Annotated in this window: 17 protein-coding genes; 7 read left to right on the plus strand and 10 right to left on the minus strand. The window is 44.0% G+C overall.

Annotated elements, in window-relative coordinates; genetic code table 11:
- The first annotated feature begins 20 nt into the window (after positions 1-20).
- The 4 genes from gerPC to HUS26_RS09790 are packed head-to-tail and all read left to right on the plus strand — an operon-like array spanning position 21 to position 1,405.
- Positions 21-569, plus strand: a complete 549-nt coding sequence (gene gerPC, locus HUS26_RS09775; protein WP_173916984.1) for a spore germination protein GerPC — start codon at positions 21-23, stop codon at positions 567-569.
- The gene (locus tag HUS26_RS09780) at positions 566-769 is read left to right on the plus strand and encodes a spore gernimation protein GerPD (protein ID WP_173916985.1); all 204 of its coding nucleotides are present in this window, start codon (positions 566-568) and stop codon (positions 767-769) included. The genes gerPC and HUS26_RS09780 overlap by 4 nt, the downstream gene beginning before the upstream one ends.
- The gene (locus HUS26_RS09785) at positions 759-1,130 is read left to right on the plus strand and encodes a spore germination protein GerPE (protein WP_173916986.1); all 372 of its coding nucleotides are present in this window, start codon (positions 759-761) and stop codon (positions 1,128-1,130) included. The genes HUS26_RS09780 and HUS26_RS09785 overlap by 11 nt, the downstream gene beginning before the upstream one ends.
- A gap of 56 nt (positions 1,131-1,186) precedes the next feature.
- Entirely contained in the window at positions 1,187-1,405 is a 219-nt protein-coding gene (locus HUS26_RS09790) for a spore germination protein (RefSeq protein ID WP_173916987.1), read from the plus strand.
- Between the two features lie 31 nt (positions 1,406-1,436).
- On the opposite strand, the gene HUS26_RS09795 is transcribed toward HUS26_RS09790, so the two are convergent.
- From HUS26_RS09795 to HUS26_RS09815, 5 genes are all read right to left on the minus strand, one after another.
- Entirely contained in the window at positions 1,437-1,724 is a 288-nt protein-coding gene (locus HUS26_RS09795; protein WP_173916988.1) for an HNH endonuclease, read from the minus strand.
- On the minus strand, positions 1,714-5,418 hold the full coding sequence (addA, locus tag HUS26_RS09800) for a helicase-exonuclease AddAB subunit AddA (RefSeq protein ID WP_173916989.1): 3,705 nt from the start codon (positions 5,416-5,418) through the stop codon (positions 1,714-1,716). The genes HUS26_RS09795 and addA overlap by 11 nt, the downstream gene beginning before the upstream one ends.
- Positions 5,411-8,920, minus strand: coding sequence for a helicase-exonuclease AddAB subunit AddB (gene addB / locus HUS26_RS09805; protein ID WP_173916990.1), 3,510 nt, complete (start codon positions 8,918-8,920; stop codon positions 5,411-5,413). The genes addA and addB overlap by 8 nt, the downstream gene beginning before the upstream one ends.
- 118 nt (positions 8,921-9,038) lie before the next feature.
- Positions 9,039-9,578, minus strand: a complete 540-nt coding sequence (gene lepB / locus HUS26_RS09810) for a signal peptidase I (RefSeq protein WP_173916991.1) — start codon at positions 9,576-9,578, stop codon at positions 9,039-9,041.
- A gap of 51 nt (positions 9,579-9,629) precedes the next feature.
- Positions 9,630-10,280, minus strand: a complete 651-nt coding sequence (locus HUS26_RS09815; RefSeq protein WP_173918806.1) for a TVP38/TMEM64 family protein — start codon at positions 10,278-10,280, stop codon at positions 9,630-9,632.
- Positions 10,281-10,525: 245 nt separating this feature from the next.
- Here HUS26_RS09815 and HUS26_RS09820 point away from each other — a divergent pair, with 245 nt between their 5' ends.
- The gene (locus HUS26_RS09820) at positions 10,526-10,900 is read left to right on the plus strand and encodes a hypothetical protein (protein ID WP_173916992.1); all 375 of its coding nucleotides are present in this window, start codon (positions 10,526-10,528) and stop codon (positions 10,898-10,900) included.
- Here the strand turns inward: HUS26_RS09820 and HUS26_RS09825 are convergent.
- Positions 10,863-11,381 carry a competence protein ComK gene (locus tag HUS26_RS09825; RefSeq protein WP_173916993.1) on the minus strand — a complete coding sequence of 173 codons (519 nt, stop codon included), beginning with the start codon at positions 11,379-11,381 and terminating at the stop codon, positions 10,863-10,865. The two genes, HUS26_RS09820 and HUS26_RS09825, sit on opposite strands and share 38 nt — an antisense overlap.
- Positions 11,382-11,624: 243 nt before the next feature.
- On the opposite strand from HUS26_RS09825, the gene HUS26_RS09830 reads away from it, so the two are divergent.
- Positions 11,625-12,086: a DUF3939 domain-containing protein gene (locus tag HUS26_RS09830; RefSeq protein WP_173916994.1), complete on the plus strand. Its 462-nt coding sequence runs from the start codon at positions 11,625-11,627 to the stop codon at positions 12,084-12,086.
- Positions 12,087-12,443: 357 nt separating this feature from the next.
- Here HUS26_RS09830 and HUS26_RS09835 read toward each other — a convergent pair whose 3' ends face one another.
- The 3 genes from HUS26_RS09835 to HUS26_RS09845 all read right to left on the minus strand — a co-directional run bounded on the left by HUS26_RS09835 (position 12,444) and on the right by HUS26_RS09845 (position 16,085).
- Positions 12,444-13,976, minus strand: a complete 1,533-nt coding sequence (locus HUS26_RS09835; protein WP_173916995.1) for a fatty acid--CoA ligase family protein — start codon at positions 13,974-13,976, stop codon at positions 12,444-12,446.
- A 305-nt stretch (positions 13,977-14,281) separates the two neighbouring features.
- Positions 14,282-15,277 carry a lipoate--protein ligase gene (locus HUS26_RS09840; protein ID WP_173916996.1) on the minus strand — a complete coding sequence of 332 codons (996 nt, stop codon included), beginning with the start codon at positions 15,275-15,277 and terminating at the stop codon, positions 14,282-14,284.
- Positions 15,278-15,344: 67 nt separating this feature from the next.
- Entirely contained in the window at positions 15,345-16,085 is a 741-nt protein-coding gene (locus tag HUS26_RS09845) for an MBL fold metallo-hydrolase (RefSeq protein ID WP_173916997.1), read from the minus strand.
- Positions 16,086-16,204: 119 nt separating this feature from the next.
- Here HUS26_RS09845 and yhfH point away from each other — a divergent pair, with 119 nt between their 5' ends.
- Positions 16,205-16,333 (plus strand): protein YhfH, encoded by a 129-nt coding sequence (gene yhfH / locus HUS26_RS09850; RefSeq protein WP_173916998.1) that lies wholly within the window; start codon positions 16,205-16,207, stop codon positions 16,331-16,333.
- Between the two features lie 140 nt (positions 16,334-16,473).
- Here yhfH and HUS26_RS09855 read toward each other — a convergent pair whose 3' ends face one another.
- Positions 16,474-17,496: a LacI family DNA-binding transcriptional regulator gene (locus HUS26_RS09855; RefSeq protein WP_173916999.1), complete on the minus strand. Its 1,023-nt coding sequence runs from the start codon at positions 17,494-17,496 to the stop codon at positions 16,474-16,476.
- Positions 17,497-17,596 lie beyond the last annotated feature (100 nt).

The raw sequence follows: 17,596 nt of genomic DNA on the forward strand, positions 1-17,596 counted from the left end.
TGAGTAAGGGGTGATACTAAATGAACAGCAATTATAATAATTACATTAATTACAACGATTGGAATACGTGGATACAGCAAATGATGCAGCAAATGAAGGAACAGCAGCAATTGATCGAGCAACTCACCCAAAAAATTGAGCACCTTCAATCTCAAGAGCCTCCGCCGCGAACAGTTATCGAGAAAATCGAATACCATTTTGACCAACTTAAGATTGAAACCTTAGAAGGCACCCTGCAGATCGGATTAACGCCCCAAGGTATGGCCGAGAACGGAATCGAGGATTTATATACAGGACAAATGGAAGACTTTGAAGTCGAGAAGCTCATGAATGATATCGTGCCTAAACATGTAGATGAGTATTCAGCTTCTCTTAACCTAAACCTAACAAAAGATCACCGCGAAAAAATTATAAATGATATCAACCAGCAGCTTCCTGAACGTTTTATGCTTTATAAACAGCAGAACCCGAATCTTAATAACCAGTTAATTACAGAGCGCATATCTGAAGAGATCAGAAATTCTGTCACTCAATATTTGGATAAGTATCATAAGGAGGGTCCTCAATGAATTTTACGGTTCATAATTATGGGTTTCACATTGGGCATGTCCAAGTGCGAAGTGTTACAACATCATCGGTCTTTTTAATTGGTGATAATGAAACCGTAAGACTTCGTTCTTTTTTTGATACACCGCCGGAATCACTAATCATCGGTCCTTATGTCCCGACCGAAGTTGATGCTGAATTGGAGAGGTCAGATGCTGAATAGACGCCTTGCAGAAGTGGGGCATGTAAAAGTAACCAGTCTAACGATCTCCTCAGGATTTTATATAGGCGATACCACCCGCCTTCGCGCTAATTCTAGAGCACTTGCTGTTCAAGAAGAAACCCAATTCTTAAGCGAGAAGTTTGAATTTAACGATTTTCCTTTATTCAAGCGCACCTTGCCTCCTGGTAAACCTCCTATTCTTATAAACAGCCGCTTCGTTGATCATCACCCTGCTATACATGTAGATCATGTAGATGTAAAAGGGATATCCACAGCAGCCACCTTTCAGATCGGAAGCCTTCAAACGATTGCAGGCTCCTCCCGGGTGAAACATGTACGAATTCTTCGTCAGGAACGATAAGGGGTTTATTCACATAAGCTAAGTTAGTATAAATACAAGAAGGAGGGCTTCCAAGTATGCCAGCCATCATCGGACCCTTTCGCATCAACAGTATTAGCGGCGGAGTTGTGAATATGGGAGATTCTTTTTATATTTCGCCAAGAAGCACTTCGGAATCTGTATCAGGTTCAGGTTCGAATAACACAGGGGATTTCATTTGCACAAACAGCGGATTTAGCAAAACTAAGCCAATTGAACCTGCGGTCAGCGAAGGAAATATTGTCAGCGGCACTTAAAAAAGAGGTATGGCCCGGGGGCCATACCTCTTTATCGCCTCTTCCGATAAGATCGACGAGTTACTATTCTTTTTTCCGGGTCCTGCTTTTTCACCCATTTTAAGAACTTCTTCATATCCGGATGATCCGCCAAACGCTCCGGGGTATGGTAAAAGCGTGCAAGCTCTTCATTCGTAAACAGCACATGAATTTGCCGGTGGCAGGCTCCACATAACATAACTGTCGGGCCTTCTGCACCTCCATGCTGCTTAGGAATTAAATGATGCTCTGTTGTCTGAACAGGAGTTCTTAAGCACAGCTCACACGTTTTATCTTTCATGATCCCCAACCTCCACGACGTGAGGACCATCAAAGAAGAAGAGATAGCTTCTCTCGACCGGGCGATTCCATATTTTCTCTAGAGCCGTCCGATATAAATGAAGCTGAGTACGGTAGCGATCTTTCATCTTTTCAGCCGCCCCTTCTCCTTCAGGAACTGAGTCAGTTTTATAATCGAGTATTAACCAGCCTTCTCCATAAGGAATAACCGCATCAATAACTCCCTGGATAAAGACTTTTTCATCGGTTGCTCCTTCCCAGTCGTTGTAAACTTTATGGGCCGGCAGTGTTAAACTAAAAGGCACTTCACGGTGAACTTCTTCGGCTTCAAGGATTCGTTCTCCTATTGAAGTTGTGAAAAAGGAAGCGATCGCTTCGTGATTAATTTCATCCGCTTCTTCTCTTCGCAAAATATCCTTAGAGAAAAGGTGTTCGACGAATTCTTCAACTTCTGCCGCACTTTTCGCTTCATTTAAAGGAATGTGCTGCATGACGGTGTGCATCGCTGTTCCGATCTCTCCTGCTGAGAGCCCTTGGTTTTCCTGCATAAACCTCGGCCTTTTCACGAGCGGAGCCCGATATGGAACTAACAGCTGGTCACTCGAATATTCATCAATGGACTCTCGCTGGCGCTTAATTTCAGTAACGGTCTGTTTCGCACGCGCATGAGCTGCCTGTTCGTGTGGGTATTTATAATTGAGCCTCTCAACAAGCGGGCTTTGTTCTCTCTCTTCACCATCCCACTTGGCGATTTGCTCCTGAAGCTTCTCATCCCGAAGCTTCTCGATTTCTTCTATATGGGAATAATCACTGCCATGAGACAATTGAACCTCCCACTGAGAGGCATCATATTGAATCTCACCAGCTGTTTTCACTTCCACCCCTTCCCCGCGAAGGTTGGCTGTATCCTGGTGACGGATTAAAGCAGGACCCACCCAGTCAAGGTAAGACTTTGCTTCCAGTCGGTCATGAGGCGGAAGGACCCAGTTCGATTCCTCGACATAGCTCAGCCACTTCTCTCGTTTCTTTTCAAAAGAAGCAACATTTCCTACCATGACGAGTTTTTCCTTCGCTCTCGTTAAAGCAACATACAGGACGCGCATTTCCTCAGCCAGCAGTTCCCGTAATTTCACCCGTTTTATCGCATGGTACGCAAGCGTAGGGAACATTAAGCGCTTCTTAGGATCAATGTAACGCGAGCCAAAGCCATAATCTTTATGAAGCAAATAACGGTCTCGTAAATCCATCATGTTAAACGATTTATCCATCGCTCCCAAAATAACTACAGGGAATTCAAGACCTTTACTTTTATGGATGGTCATGATCCTGACGACATCTTCCTGCTCACCGAGAGCACGGGCGGCTCCTAAATCATCGCCGCGTTCTTCCATTCGTTCAATGAAGCGCAGGAAACGGAACAAGCCGCGGAATGAAGTGGATTCATAGCTTCTCGCCCGGTCATAAAGCGCCCGAAGGTTGGCCTGCCGCTGGCGTCCGCCCGGCATTCCGCCGACAAAATCATAATAGCCTGTTGCCCGGTAAATCTGCCAGATTAGTTCAGACAGCGCTCCTTGGCGGGCACGCTCTCTAAAATCGTCAAGTTTATCGGTGAACTGTTTAATTTTCTGGCCAAGTGGAGACGGTCCAATCGCTTTTTTCATTGATTCATAGTAAGTAACCCGCTGATCTTCTAATCTAAGCTGCATCAATTCATCTTCATTGAGGTCTACGATCGGCGATTTTAGAACCGAAGCGAGCGGAATATCCTGCCTTGGATTGTCAATTACTTTAAGAAGGTTCAGCATGATCTTCACTTCAATCGCCTCGAAATATTCTGTCGAAAGCTCGGCGTAAACCGGGATCCCCTGCTGCTTTAATTCATCAACGATCGTAGAAGCCCACGTCATCGATCTCATTAAGATTACGATATCGCGGAACTGGACCGGCCGCCTCACGCCTTTTTCCTTATCAATGATTTCAAGAGGGGGCTCCTCGCCGTAACCAAGCCATGTTCGGATTTTCTCTGCGTAAGCCCGGGCTTCCAGCTGCGCTTTTTCCAAGTCTTCAAATCCTTCTTCATCACTAGGCGTACTTTCTTCTTTTCCTTCTCTATCGATTATCAAAAGCTCGGTCTGAGCTTCTTCAGAAGGTGCCTCGTCATACATCAAGTTGCTGTAAATCAGCTCAGCTTCAGGCTCGTAATTCATTTCGCCGACTTCTTCATCAAGCACTTGGCGAAACACGTAGTTAGCCGCATCTAATACTTGCTTGCGACTGCGAAAATTACGGGCTAAGTCAATTCTCTCACCCTGCTGTTCATCCTTCCCATAAGTCCGGTACTTGTTTAAAAACAAGGCAGGTTCTGCATGCCTGAAACGGTAGATACTCTGCTTTACATCCCCTACCATAAATAAGCGGCCGGCTTCCGGAGCATCCGTTAAAAGACGAAGCAGTGTTTCCTGAACTAAGTTTGTATCCTGGTATTCATCGATTAAGACTTCCGAGAACTGTTCGTGAAAACCTCTTGCCACAGAAGAAGGTACAGGGTTTTCCTTTGTTGACGACTCGTCCAGTAAAATTTGCAGGCAGTAGTGCTCTAAGTCGGAAAAATCCACGACCGCTTTCTCACGCTTTAACTCCTGATACCGTTCGTGAAAATCTTTGACGACGGCAGTGAGCTGCTCCATTACGGGGTAAAGCGCGTGCATGTCGCTTAAATAACTGTCCAGCCGGCGCTGGAACCACTCTTCTTTCATATTCATCCAGCGCTTTTTATAACGATCCCTTATTTTCTTAGCCCGCTCTTTCTTGGCTTCATCGCACTCCATCTTTTTACGGGAAAGGGCAGCAAATTTACTCGTGCTTATATACGCCTGGAGTTCTTCCCATGACACAGCCAAAGCTCCTTTAGCCTGCTGAACCATTTCTAAATCAGCTTCTGCGGTTTCTCCATAGCTTGATGGTCCATCGGCTTCACGTGTTAAAGCGATGAACTGATGAATCTCAGACTCCATCGACATAAGCTGGCTGTCAACTTCCCTTTTTAACAGTTGGAGCCAGGAAATATTCGTCTCATCGCCTTCCGCATTCTTATACATGGCGGCCATTTCATCCAGCCACTTGTACGGCCATGGGTTTTGCATAGCAAAAGTATATAACCCTAAAATCAGCTGCTCAACGTCTAAATCGTTACGGTCACTTGAAAAACGATCGACCATGTCAAAGAAGCGGCGCTGTTCTTCTCCTTCTTTGCCGTACCAGTCTTCAAACAAGTCTTCTAGTACTTCCTGGCGAATTAAATCTGCTTCAACGTCATCGGCAATCCGAAATCCCGGATCAAGATCCAGCAGATAAGCATAGCGCCGCACAACATCCATACAGAATGAGTGAAGCGTAGAAATCGAAGCATTTTGAAGGAGGGAAAGCTGCTTCTTTAAGTGCCGCGATTCGGGGTTTTTTTCTAACGCTTTCGCTAAGGCCGCCCCTACGCGGTTTCTCATTTCCTGTGCTGCCGCATTTGTAAACGTAACGACAAGCAGTGAATCAATATCAGAAGGGTTGTCTTTATTTAATAGCTTCTGGATAATTCGTTCGACGAGAACAGCGGTTTTCCCAGACCCGGCAGCCGCGGCTACTAGTACGTTCGTTCCTTCAGTATATATCGCTTTTTCTTGCTCTTTCGTCCAGCTAACCACGGGTACTCTCCTCTCGTTTAGAAATTTGCTGTATGACTTCATCTTCTTTTAAATCCCTGAGCTTGCGGTACTGGTGCTCCTCAATGGACGGGTCAAACTGGCAGACCGACCGAAACGGACAATAATCACACGCCGCTTGATCACCTTTGAGGAACGGATCGAGTTTCACTTCTCCTTCTGTTACATTCTCACCAGCTTGCACCATAAGTGAGCGCGTATAGGAACGCAAGTCATCAAAACGACCTTTTTCCATCGTCTTTGATCCTTTGTAAAAGCCTCCATTGGCTTTAATTCCTGCAGGCACGATCTCACTGCGGCCTTTCTCAAGGGTCGTATCCATCATGGAGACAAGCTGTTCATCTTCTAGCAGCAAGCCCGACATTTTGAACTTCTTAAAGATCTCTTTTTCCACTTCATCGTCTGAGAGCCACGACGGCTTAGAAATCATCGGATTATGAACGTGGAAATACAGCATCCCCGCAGGTGTGGCAGGAGCTCCGAGCCACTGCTTTGCATTGGTAAGAACGACATCTAAGTAGGCAAGCATCTGAAGAGCCAGTCCATAATAAACGTCGACTAAATTTAAATCCCTGGAACTTGATTTGTAATCTATAATTCTCAGGAATATTTCGTTTTCTGCCAGCGCCCGGTCGACACGGTCAATTCGTCCTCGCAGCATCAAGTCGTGTCCGTTATTTAGCGGCAGTGTTAAAGGCGGCAGCTGGGTATCAGGACCTGTGCCAAACCCTAACTCCAGGCCTACGGGTGAAAAGTGACTTTTTCTTGCCTGTGCACTAAGAATAAACGCTGCCCGGGCAATGACAGCCTGCAGTTTATATTTAATGTAGTGGTGACGGTTGGAACTGTGTAAAATCTGGTTCTGCAAAATAGGTGCCAGTTGATTTGTTGCTTTTTCCGCATACTGGTTCGTCTGGTCCTGATTCAGCTGTGCAAAATCCCGGCCTTCCTGCTTAACCCATTCAGTAATTTGTTTTAAGGCTTCATGGAAAAGCTGGCCGATATCCGGTGCATCAAGCTTGTATGTTCTGCGCTCCTCAAGCTTCAGGCTATGCCTTGAAAAGTATTGGTAGGAACAGCGGTGATACGTTTCCATTTGAGAAACGCTCGTCTTAACCGGCCCTGTAAACAAACGCTCCGTCGTCGACTTTGATAAATTGACAGGCTTGCTTTGATAAAACAAGCTTCGAAGCACCCGGTTCGTAAGCCCTGTACTGCTTTCATGATCCATATACCAATAGAGCACATCCCACCAGACGTCATCAATTGGGTACCCTCTTAAATAACGGGCGAATTGAGCCGTTAAGGCAGATCTCGTCTTCATAGGGGTTGTGATAAACCTTGAAGCATCTGCGACATCATCAGGGTCCTGCAGCAGCAGACGGTTTGCTGCAGCCGGGAAGAGTTCCTCTAATCTTTGAACCACCTGAGAAGGAATCTTCGACTTCCCTTCTTCATTACTCAGCGGATAACTGAGCCAGACATAGTCTCTCCCCATTGTTAAGGCCAGATAAATGTAAAAGCGGTCATCTAATAACTGGCGGGTACTTCCGTCTGCAAGCTTAAGTCCTCCTTCTGATAAGAGCGAGCGTTCTTTCTCAGAAATCATTCCGTCGCTTGCCGGCTTCATCGGCCAAATGCCATCAGTCACACCTAACAAAAAGGCAGCCTTAATGCCTGTAATTCTTGAACGGTCGATATTACCGACGACGACATGATCCATACTCGGCGGTACATGGGCAAATGTAAGAGCTTCAAGCCCGCTCTCTATCGTGCTTCTAAATACCTGAAGCGAGATCGTTTCATCACCGGCCATTTCAACAACTTCGTCTAAAAGCTGAAGAACTTCATCCCATACCTGCTCCTGCTCACGGCCTCGTTCAATCTCTCCATTTTCATCATAATAGTCGCGCCATTTTTCAAGCTGAACAGGTACATCCATGCGATCGAGCCAGTAATATATAGCTTTTGCCCGTTCGGCGATCGTCTTCGCTTCACGAAGCTCATGGTCAAATGGCTCGAGCGCATCAACCACCTGTTTTCGATAGGCGTTGATACGGACCTGCTTCGCTTTTTCTTCATTTGTCTGAGCAGCTTGATCAAATCCTCTGAAGCGCTGATACACCCATGGCTCTTCACTGAACCAGCGCTCACGCTTACGAATGCCATATTCAAGCACATAGTTCTCCAGCTCATCAATCGCTTCTTCATCCAAAGGATATTTACTGTCGGTAACTGGAATAAATCCGGTTTTTAACAGCCTGAAGACCGCGTCATACCGATAGTCTCCTTCAATTACGTCAAGTCCTGAGCGAATCAGCTCAATCATCGGGTGATTAAGCATCGTCCGTTTTTCATCGATAAATACAGGGATGCCGTAATCTTCAAATAGCGTTTCAATGAGGTTGTGATAAACATTCGGTTCTCTCACAAGAATCGCGATATCTCTATATCGATAGCCCTTATCCCTGACAAGGTGAAGGATCTGTTGGGCTGCACCTTCCACTTCTGCCCGCGGATGGACAGCTTCCGCGAGCTGTATCGGCACATCACTCCCTTCATAAGCGGGAGCCGGCCGTTCATCGAAATACCTCTCTAAATGCTTTAGTGCGGGACGTTCCTGAAACCGCCCGTTTGCAGGATCAAGTACAATATCTTCAGCTACAGGACAGCCGGATTCGCGAGCCATCTGCCTAATCGTGAAGTACGTTTCTTTCGTTTCATGAAAAAGGTCAAGCTCCTCGTTCTCATCAGACTTCGGATCATCTGCTGTTAGAGCAACGTGGACATTTGAACACTTAGAGAATAAAGCTTCAATGACCGCATACTCTTGTGGAGTGAAGCTGTGAAACCCGTCGATATAAACTTCCGCTCTTTGCAGAAAAGAAGCTTGAGGTATTTTTTCTGCCAGCATCTGTAATTGGTCTTCGCTGTCTATGTACTGCTGCCGTGTAGCATCGACTAAGCGGTCATAAATGTAGACCAGATCCTCAAGCTTATCGTGAAGCCCTTGTTCATGGCTCGTTAAGTGGGAGAACTGCTCCATCGTCTGCAGATGGGCATGGATATGCTCAGGCTCTATTTTATAGCGCTTAAATTCTGTAATCATTCCTTCAAGCTGCTCAATAAACCCTTGCTTCTCGATTGCTTTTTGAAATACGCGCCAGTCGGACGTCCGCTCTTCGACAATCTTTCGAAGCATCATCTGAATACCAGTCGAGGTAATGAATTTCTTCGTGCCTCCCCCGGTTTCCTGAAGCACCCTCCAGGCCAAACGGGAAAAGCTGAATACCTGGGCACGGATCGTACCGTCTACATCCCCATTTTTTAATAACGTATATTCCTGCTGAAATGTCATCTGGTCAGGAACGATATAAAGAATAGGGGGACCTGTCGGATCTTTCTTAAGCCTGCTTCGAATTTCCTCAAGGCAGCGTGTCCCCTTCCCTGCCCCTGAACGGCCGAGTATAAATTGTAGCCCCATGGCAACTTTCCTCTCCTCATAATATATCTATTTTTAATACTATCACTTTCACTGTTTCGGTCAATTTATCAATACTTGTAAACATGGAAAAAACCGCCCTTAATCGGACGGCTTTACCTTATTTAAACTGAACCGCTACCTGGGGAAATGGCCAGTAGCGCATATCTACTTTTCCAACGATCTGTTCTTTCGAAACGAAGCCGAATGATCGGCTGTCTAAGCTGTCGCGGCGGTTGTCCCCCATAACAAACATTTTGCCTTCCGGAACAACTTGCTCACCGGTTACCTCTTCTAATGTGAAATCTTCTGTAAACGGCTGCCCGTCCTCAGGACGAAGTTCTTCTAAATACGGTTCATCGACTGCTTTGCCATTTACATATAATTGATCATCTTCAAACTTTATACTGTCACCAGGAAGCCCGATGACGCGCTTCACATAATCTTCTTTCGGATTCGCATGAAATATAATAATATCTGAATGACCGATGTCGCGCCAATCATATATCAGTTTATTAACCATTAGAAGATTTCCATCGTATAGAGTAGGTTCCATTGACTCTCCATCTACTATATAACTTGCAAACAGATACGTTTTAAATACAAATGCCAGTAATAAGGCAAATAACAAAGTTCGTAAAATCGTGCGGTATTTTCTCATAGCTTTTGCCTCCAGGTAAATTTCTAATAACCATCTACCCGTTTAAAGCTATCATAAACCGTTTCGATGTGGCTTTGTCTTTGCCGTCTTCTGAAGCCGTTTTTCTACGAATTTTCCGACAATCCAAAATGCCAGAATACAAACACCTACAACTATTGATTTTACAGGGTTTTGAGCAAAAGAGGCAATACTGCTGCCTACATATGAAATTGTAAATATCATCACTGATTTCCCTAATATGGCAGCAAGAATAAACTGCTGGCGGCTTACATTGGACAATCCTGATACCACATTTATGATCGAAGATGGAGAAAATGGAAAGCACATCAGCAAAAACAGCGGACCAAATCCATGTTCTTCCAGCCAGGTCATCACCCTTTTCACCTGTGGGTGGCGGCTCACAAAATTGAAAAACCGCTGCTGTCCTAATTTTCTCGAAAGAAGAAATACGAGAATGGCCCCGCTGACCGCTCCTATCCAGGAATAGAGAAAGCCTTTAAACAGGCCATACACAACTGCATTAGCCAGTACAAAAGCTACGAGCGGCAGAATCGGCAGAAATGCCTCAATTAACGGCAGTAATATACCGGGCAGAGGACCTAAACGCTCTAACTGCTCGAGCTGGTTGATAATATAATCAAACAGCCGGTCGTTTTCCGCCATATACCTTAATGTATCGAAGTCCATCGTTAGCAGCTTCATCATCTGTCCCCTCATCTATTCAAACAGTTCTACTTTCATTTTAATAGAAAGCGGGCTTCCTGCCTACTAGAATACAGTTTCTCCTCTTGAAGTACTTTTAAACCCCGGTGCTCTGTTAACTTTCAAACGAAAAAGAGCGGGACAGTACACAAGACGTCGATGAACAGATTCCAAAAAAAGGTTGCATACATAATTGTATCACGTGGTATAATATAGAACAAACGTTCGCATTCGGAGGGGACACTATGCGTAACTTAAGACAGAAAGAATTAGAGATTTCTTCTCGATACCTCTTCTTATCCATGGCGATCGCCGTTATCCGTCAGGACCGCAAGCATTTTGAAAAAGGGGATTTTAAAATAAAAGAGCCATATTTGGAGCTCCTTGGCAAGATGGAGCTTGCCGCCAGAGAAGAAAGAAGAATGCTGAAAACTAAAATGGATCAGCACAAGCTTCATGTCGTAGAATCCGGCCGCAATGATTCATTTACTTCCTTCCTTTTCTTAGCTCACGGTTATGAAGAAAAACGCAACTATTTTAACCCGGCCATTCGAAAAAAAGTGGAAACCATCTTGTTTGAACTCATGCGTAAGTCTCAGCAACCGACTCGTTTTGGCTGATTATAGTATGTTTTAATCGGTCTTCGAGGATAAACCGGAATTGTGCAGTACGCTGAACCTGATTAGCAACCATTCCTTTGGAGACGGGAACATTAATGGACATTCCATTAGTGAAGTGGATAGTAGTAGTATGATCATGTCCGCCTTCATAATCACGAATATAATTATGAGCAATCCACGAACATTCTCGTCGTTTTGGGGAAATAATAGGGAAGAAATACATGCCCATCGCCTGGGAGATGACAATTGGGGGTTTATGAGTAAATCCGGCAACCTGCTTTGTTCCAGACAAGCGGCCTTCTAAACTGCTGGCAAAGTAACGGCACGACTGATCGATTACTCTGCCGGGATAATCGGGTAAATAGAAAGTATCACCACTTTCTACAACCTCAGTGACAATCTGCCCTCTCTCATCATAATGAGCGACCAGAGCCATGGTCTGCGGGTTCACTTCGTATTCTTTTCTGCGAAATACATCCATTCATCAGCATCCTTTCCAGTACTTTATTCTTGAGACAAGTGTTACTCTATAAATTTACCAAATTCCGATAAAAAAGTCTAAAAATTCTTAAAAATAAATTTATTTTTATGCGAAGCTGATATAATTATTAGAAAAAGGCGCTGTTAAATGATGGGGTTGATGGGAAGGAGTCTTGTGAGCGGATTCCTTCCCATCAACCAATAAAATTGAACAGAAGCATTAATAATACAAGGAGGAGTTCTTATGTGGAAAAGAAAACGGAGAGAAGAAGCAGAAGATAGAAAAGTGCTCGAAATCAAAGATTTATCGATTCACGATGTCCGCCGTGCCGTTCACCGCTATGCGGATCACAAGCCAAAAGGAGTACCGCTGAGTGTCATCATTAACGAAGATCTCACTCTTGATTATCAATTATTATCCCCCTATATCGACGGCATTCCAAAAAAGAAATATTATATGTCCCGGGAAACGTATGAACTGTTTGAAGAAGAAGACCTTCAGCTCGCGAAAGATCTCGATATGGTCCAGCAGGCTGTAGATAAATATATTCAGCAGACAAATGAACTCCCTGTCATTGATGTCGATCCGTATAAGCGTGTAAGCTATTTTAAGCTTGAAAAGTTAAATCTTCTTCCACAGCGCCCGGATCAGGACTTCTATATAACCAATGAAGAGTTTTTAATTACTTATCAAAAACCGAAATAAGAAAAGCCGTTTTAGAAGAAGATTAGGTGTGAATTCGTCCCTTTTCTACTAATAGTTAACCCAGCTTAAGGCAAAAAAAGTGCCAATGCTCGCAGTGAGCATTGGCCAATGAGACGACTGGTTAACTTTTGAGTGAGGGAATTAATGTATGAAAAAGCAAAATGCTTTTCCAACAATAACACTCATCAGTAATGTACATTACTGACCCACTTATGAAACCGAATCATAAGTGGTAACAATAAGCATGATCGCTTATCTGATTCTTATTGTAATATATCTCTTACAAATATTCACCGAAAATGTTTTGCGGAAGACCGCAAAGAATTGCGCTCATTTTTCAAATTTTACAAAAACCGCCTAACGCTGGGCTACCTGCTCACGCAGATTCTTTCTCAATATCTTCCCTGTAGTGTTTTTGGGAAGCTCCGACATAAAGTGAATCTCTGAGGGCTGTTTATACTTCGCCAGTGATTTAGCACAGAACTCTTTTAAAGATTCCGCGTCCAGATCCGGATCTTTTGATACTACAAAACAGACGACCGCCTCTCCTGCCTGCGGGTCAGGTGCTCCTACAACGGCAGCCTCTGTAATGTCTGGGTGACTGTACAGCACTTCCTCGACCTCCCGCGGATATACGTTATACCCGCCCACTAAAATCATATCCTTTTTCCGGTCTACGATATAAAAGTAACCCTCCTCATCTTTTCTTGCCATATCGCCTGTATAGAGCCAGCCATCACGTATAGAAATCTCCGTCTCTTCCGGAAGTTTATAGTACCCTTTCATTACGTTCGGCCCGCGGACGATTAATTCCCCGACTTCTCCGTCCGGCACCTCTTCACCCAGCTCATCAACTATTTTATTTTCGACGTTTATTATATTTGTTCCGATGGATCCAGGCTTGCGGGGCCTGTCTAAAGGATTAAAGGCAGTGACAGGCGAAGCTTCAGACAAACCATACCCTTCTGATATCCTTACATTAAACATGTTTTCAAAATCATACAGCAGTGTAACTGGCAGAGACGAACCCCCTGAAACACAAATCCTCATATCTTTAAATGTATCCACTTTCTCTCTTCCTGTCTGCAGCAGATAATTATACATCGTCGGCACACCGGCAAAAAATGTCGCCTTATGCTCTCCTGCTACGCTGAACACTTCATCTGGAGAAAACTTTGGCACGATAAGAACAGTTCCACCATTCATTACTGGAGCATTAAGCGCCACTGTCAGGCAGAAAACGTGAAACATCGGCAATGTGGCGATGATACGGTCATCTGAAGTAATCCGCAGATAATCCGCTACATCGGTGGCATTGGAATATAAATTTTTGTGGGTCAGCATCGCACCTTTAGGCTTACCTGTCGTTCCGGACGTATATAAAATGACCGCTACCTCTTCCTCCTGCAAGTCAGGCCCTTTAAAAGACATGTCTCCTGCTTCGACCATTTTTGCAAACGGTTTCATTTTATAGTTTAAAGAAGATTCGCTCGAAGCTGCACCTGAAGGGCCGACAAAGTAGTCTTCCACCATTAATTCTTCATCCATCTTTTCGAACTTTTCCAACAGGACATCAAGCGTAATCACACCCCGGACATCCCCGTTTTTCAAAATATAAATCATCTCATCTGCTGTGTACGTAGGGTTAATCGGAATGACGGTAACCCCAGCTCGCAGCGCCCCATACAAACCAATCATAAACAGTGGACTGTTTCCGCTGACTAAGGCGATATGATCCCCTTTTTTGTAACCTAGCTTATTGAGCTGTGAAGCAAATTTAGTGACTGAAGCATCGAATTCCTGATAGCTTACCGGCTGACCTTGAAATATGTAAGCCTCCTTCTTTGGATCGCGCTGAGCTGTTACTGTCAGTTGATCACTTAAATTCATATGGTGCTCCCCCTTCATCTAATGAATGAATAGTCATTCATTATGAATATAAAAAATTTTCAGTTTAATTATAAATTATAGCCAGTACTTTAGCAACAAACGTGTATTAAAAAAGCCGGCACTCTAATTTTTGTGCCGGCTTTTTATATTAATGGGGTGAAAAAAGGGAGACTGTTCGCTTTTTCGCGGACAAACGGTCAATCCTCCTCGCTGTGGGGTCTCAACCGCCCGTTTTTTAAGCAGGAGTCTTACAGAACCCCTTCCTTTTCTATTAAAAATGAATAACGTTTATAAACCGCACCAAATTAATATATCATTTCCAGGAAGTCCTGCTTTGTAATTTTACCAAGATAATGGGAAATCTCTTTATCTCCCAACGCTTCGGAAATTGCTTCACGGTCATACTTGGTATCAATCAGGATTTCCTCGATTTCGGATATATCGCCGACCCCGAAGAAATCTCCATAAATTTTCACATTGCGGATATAGCCTTTAGCGACATCTAAGCGAATATCATAGGTGCCCGCTCCTTCAATGCGTTTTGTCTGCTGAATATTAAACTTCGGAGACCTTCCGTAGTTCCAGTCCCAGTTTCTATAGCGGTCGTCCGCAATTTTATAAATTTCTTTCCAGTCTTCTTCAGTCAGCTTATACTGCGGTACATCTTTTACATCATCCACATCAAAAATAAAGCGCAAAATTAAGCTCTTGAATTCTTCCATTGTGATTGGCTCATCCAGAAACTCTGAAATATTCGCCACGCGGCTTCGAATCGATTTAATGCCTTTAGATTTAATTTTTTCTGTTTTAACATTAAGAGCTGATACCACATTTTCTATTTCGGAATCCAGCATTAGAGTTCCATGGCTGAACATACGTCCGCGAGTAGAAAATTGCGCGTTTCCTGAAATTTTCCTTCCTTCAACAGTAACATCATTACGCCCGGAAAGTTCTGCATTCACTCCAAGTTTCTGCAGGGCCGCAGTTACAGGCTCCGTGAATTTTGCAAAGTCATGAAAGCTGTCCCCATCGTCCTTTGTAATAAAGCTGAAGTTTAAATTCCCAAGATCATGGTAAACCGCACCGCCTCCGGACAAACGGCGAACGACATGAATACCATGCTCGTCTACGTAATCTGTATTAATTTCCTCGATCGTATTCTGGTTTTTTCCAATGATGATCGACGGCTCATTAATATAAAACAGCAGGTACGTCTCATTAATGTCGAGATTTTTCAAAGCATATTCCTCAATGGCTAAGTTAATTCGCGGATCATTAATCCCCTCATCTATAAATAACATCGTCTCATCCTTTCGTTCTCGTTTCTCTCCACCCCCCATTGTATAAAATCAGACGCTATTAAACAATTTATTGGTCCTTTCCACTCCAGGTTAATCCTTCCTCCGCAAGCTCAATATTTCCATTGTAAACATCTGCCGCTTCCTGCTTCAGCATATTTAAATCTCCAAAGTGAGGCAGATGACTGAGCCATAAGGTTTCGACGTTTGCCTTTTCGGCCACTGATGCAGCTTCTTCACTCGTCATGTGGCCAGGCTTTTCACCATCCATTCCTTTATAAAAATTCGTGTCAGTGATGAGTAAATCGGCAGCTTCGGCGAATGTACCGAGTTCTTCGAAGTGACTCGTGTCTGCTGTATAGACGACTGTCTCTGTACCATTACAGATTTTCAGCGCATAGCATGGTACAGGATGTTTGGTTTTTAAAAATTCGATCGTAAACGGTCCTATTTCCAGGGTTTGAGACGGATCGTAGGCAATTCCTTCTGTATATTGGTGAGTCAGCATTTCGAATGCCTGCCCATCCTCCTGATGCCCGTAAATAGGCAGGATATCAGAAGACTCATTTATCGTATTCTGCACAAGCCACGCGTATTGAAGTACTCCGATATCTGCTACGTGATCATGATGATAGTGCGAGAGAATCACCGCATCAAGATCCATAACTTCAAGTTTCTGCTGCACTCTGGCCAGTGCCCCGCTGCCGCAGTCAACAAGCAGGCTGAAATCGCCCTCTTCAATTAAATAGCTGGATGTGGCACTGTTTACCCCTGGGTAACCGCCCCAATACCCGATTGTCGTTACTTTCATAAAAGAAATCCTCCTTAGTTCTTTTTAACTATTTTTTAATTGTTTTATAACAGATTATTGATTTTTGAATATTGTTATAATACAATGACAATACAATATTTCTTAGGAGGCGATTTTCCATGATGAACGTTCTTGAATTCTTCCGTAACCTGCCTAAAAAACAATGTACAAAGTGTGGCCATGATATCAAGGAGCAGGCCGACTGCTACGGTAATGTCTGCCACGAATGCAGCCACCCTGCTCGTTAATAATAGTATTCCACAAAAAGACAACAGTGGAACATGGTTTCTTCAACAGCTGACCAGCTGTTTTTTTTTGTCTAAAAAGAGGACAAGGAAAGGAGCAGATTCTCTCACGGAACAGCTTTTTTCGCCATAAAAAAAGCCTCTTACTTAGAGGCTGAAGGTACAACAGCTTGCACCCCTGTAGATTTTCGCTTAAACAGCTCATAAGGATAGACGTATCTATGTTCATGCGCCGTATGCTTATTACGTAATTTTTCTACAAGTACTTGAATAGCTTTTACCGCCATATCATCAACCGGCTGCTGAATTGTCGTAATAGCTGGAACCATGAGCAGGGAAAGCATCTGGTTATCGAACCCTACGACAGCCAAATCTTCTGGAACTCTCCACCCTTCCTGTGTCGCGGCATAGATGACTCCGGCTGCCACTTCATCTGAACCAGTAAAAATTCCATCAACGTATGGATGATGTTCTTTTATATAATAAAAAGCTTTTCTTCCCTCTTCCACATTCAGTGTATGGCTGATTTCGAGATCCGGATTAAATTCAATGTTGTGCTGTTGTAAAGCATGTAAAAAACCAAGCTTCCGCTCTTGGGTGATATGCGTGTGATGACCGCCCGTGGCATATGCCAAATGGCGGCAGCCCTGTTCTATTAAATGAAGTGTTGCTTCAAAAGCCGCTTGGCGATGATCAATATGTATCATCGAAATATGGTCGTTTTCCAAATATTCATTGCAGAGAACAATGGGACCGGAAGCTAAAAATGGCTCAATATCCTTCCAGTCATTTGCTAAAGAAGCTAAGACTATCCCATCCACCTGCTTGGTTTTTAACAAATTCAGATAATCCAGCTCTTTTTTCTTATTATCATGCGTCTGACAGACAATCACCTGATAGCCATAATCAGAAGCCTGTTCTTCAATCGATTCAATAAGACGGCCAAAAAACGGGTTCGTTACCCTCGGCAAAAGCACCGCAATCGTTTCCGTCCGCTGACTCCGAAGACGGCGGGCCGAAGAATTCGGTACATACCCAAGCTGATTCATCGCATCTAAAATCTTCTCTTTTTTCTCTTCTGTAACATAAGGCTGATCGTTTATGACCCGGGATACCGTCGTACGTGACAGCCCCGCCAGCTTTGCCACATCTTCAATTGTCGCCATCCTTACTCCCCCTGTTTGGCACAATTTGAAATCGTTTTCATAACAAATCATACTAAGACTCCTGCATTTATGCAACCCTTTTCATTTCCGACGGAGGGTG

This window comes from Halobacillus sp. Marseille-Q1614, from assembly GCF_902809865.1.
In the GTDB taxonomy this organism is placed as follows: Bacteria; Bacillota; Bacilli; order Bacillales; family Halobacillaceae; genus Halobacillus_A.

Excerpts from the sequence above, each read along its gene's own strand:
- gerPC (WP_173916984.1), top strand. The coding sequence starts at position 21 with ATGAACAGCAATTATAATAATTACATTAATTACAACGATTGGAATACG.
- HUS26_RS09780 (WP_173916985.1), top strand. The coding sequence starts at position 566 with ATGAATTTTACGGTTCATAATTATGGGTTTCACATTGGGCATGTCCAA.
- HUS26_RS09785 (WP_173916986.1), top strand. The coding sequence starts at position 759 with ATGCTGAATAGACGCCTTGCAGAAGTGGGGCATGTAAAAGTAACCAGT.
- HUS26_RS09790 (WP_173916987.1), top strand. The coding sequence starts at position 1,187 with ATGCCAGCCATCATCGGACCCTTTCGCATCAACAGTATTAGCGGCGGA.
- HUS26_RS09795 (WP_173916988.1), bottom strand. The coding sequence starts at position 1,724 with ATGAAAGATAAAACGTGTGAGCTGTGCTTAAGAACTCCTGTTCAGACA.
- addB (WP_173916990.1), bottom strand. The coding sequence starts at position 8,920 with ATGGGGCTACAATTTATACTCGGCCGTTCAGGGGCAGGGAAGGGGACA.
- lepB (WP_173916991.1), bottom strand. The coding sequence starts at position 9,578 with ATGAGAAAATACCGCACGATTTTACGAACTTTGTTATTTGCCTTATTA.
- HUS26_RS09815 (WP_173918806.1), bottom strand. The coding sequence starts at position 10,280 with ATGAAGCTGCTAACGATGGACTTCGATACATTAAGGTATATGGCGGAA.
- HUS26_RS09820 (WP_173916992.1), top strand. The coding sequence starts at position 10,526 with ATGCGTAACTTAAGACAGAAAGAATTAGAGATTTCTTCTCGATACCTC.
- HUS26_RS09825 (WP_173916993.1), bottom strand. The coding sequence starts at position 11,381 with ATGGATGTATTTCGCAGAAAAGAATACGAAGTGAACCCGCAGACCATG.
- HUS26_RS09830 (WP_173916994.1), top strand. The coding sequence starts at position 11,625 with ATGTGGAAAAGAAAACGGAGAGAAGAAGCAGAAGATAGAAAAGTGCTC.
- HUS26_RS09835 (WP_173916995.1), bottom strand. The coding sequence starts at position 13,976 with ATGAATTTAAGTGATCAACTGACAGTAACAGCTCAGCGCGATCCAAAG.
- HUS26_RS09840 (WP_173916996.1), bottom strand. The coding sequence starts at position 15,277 with ATGTTATTTATAGATGAGGGGATTAATGATCCGCGAATTAACTTAGCC.
- HUS26_RS09845 (WP_173916997.1), bottom strand. The coding sequence starts at position 16,085 with ATGAAAGTAACGACAATCGGGTATTGGGGCGGTTACCCAGGGGTAAAC.
- yhfH (WP_173916998.1), top strand. The coding sequence starts at position 16,205 with ATGATGAACGTTCTTGAATTCTTCCGTAACCTGCCTAAAAAACAATGT.
- HUS26_RS09855 (WP_173916999.1), bottom strand. The coding sequence starts at position 17,496 with ATGGCGACAATTGAAGATGTGGCAAAGCTGGCGGGGCTGTCACGTACG.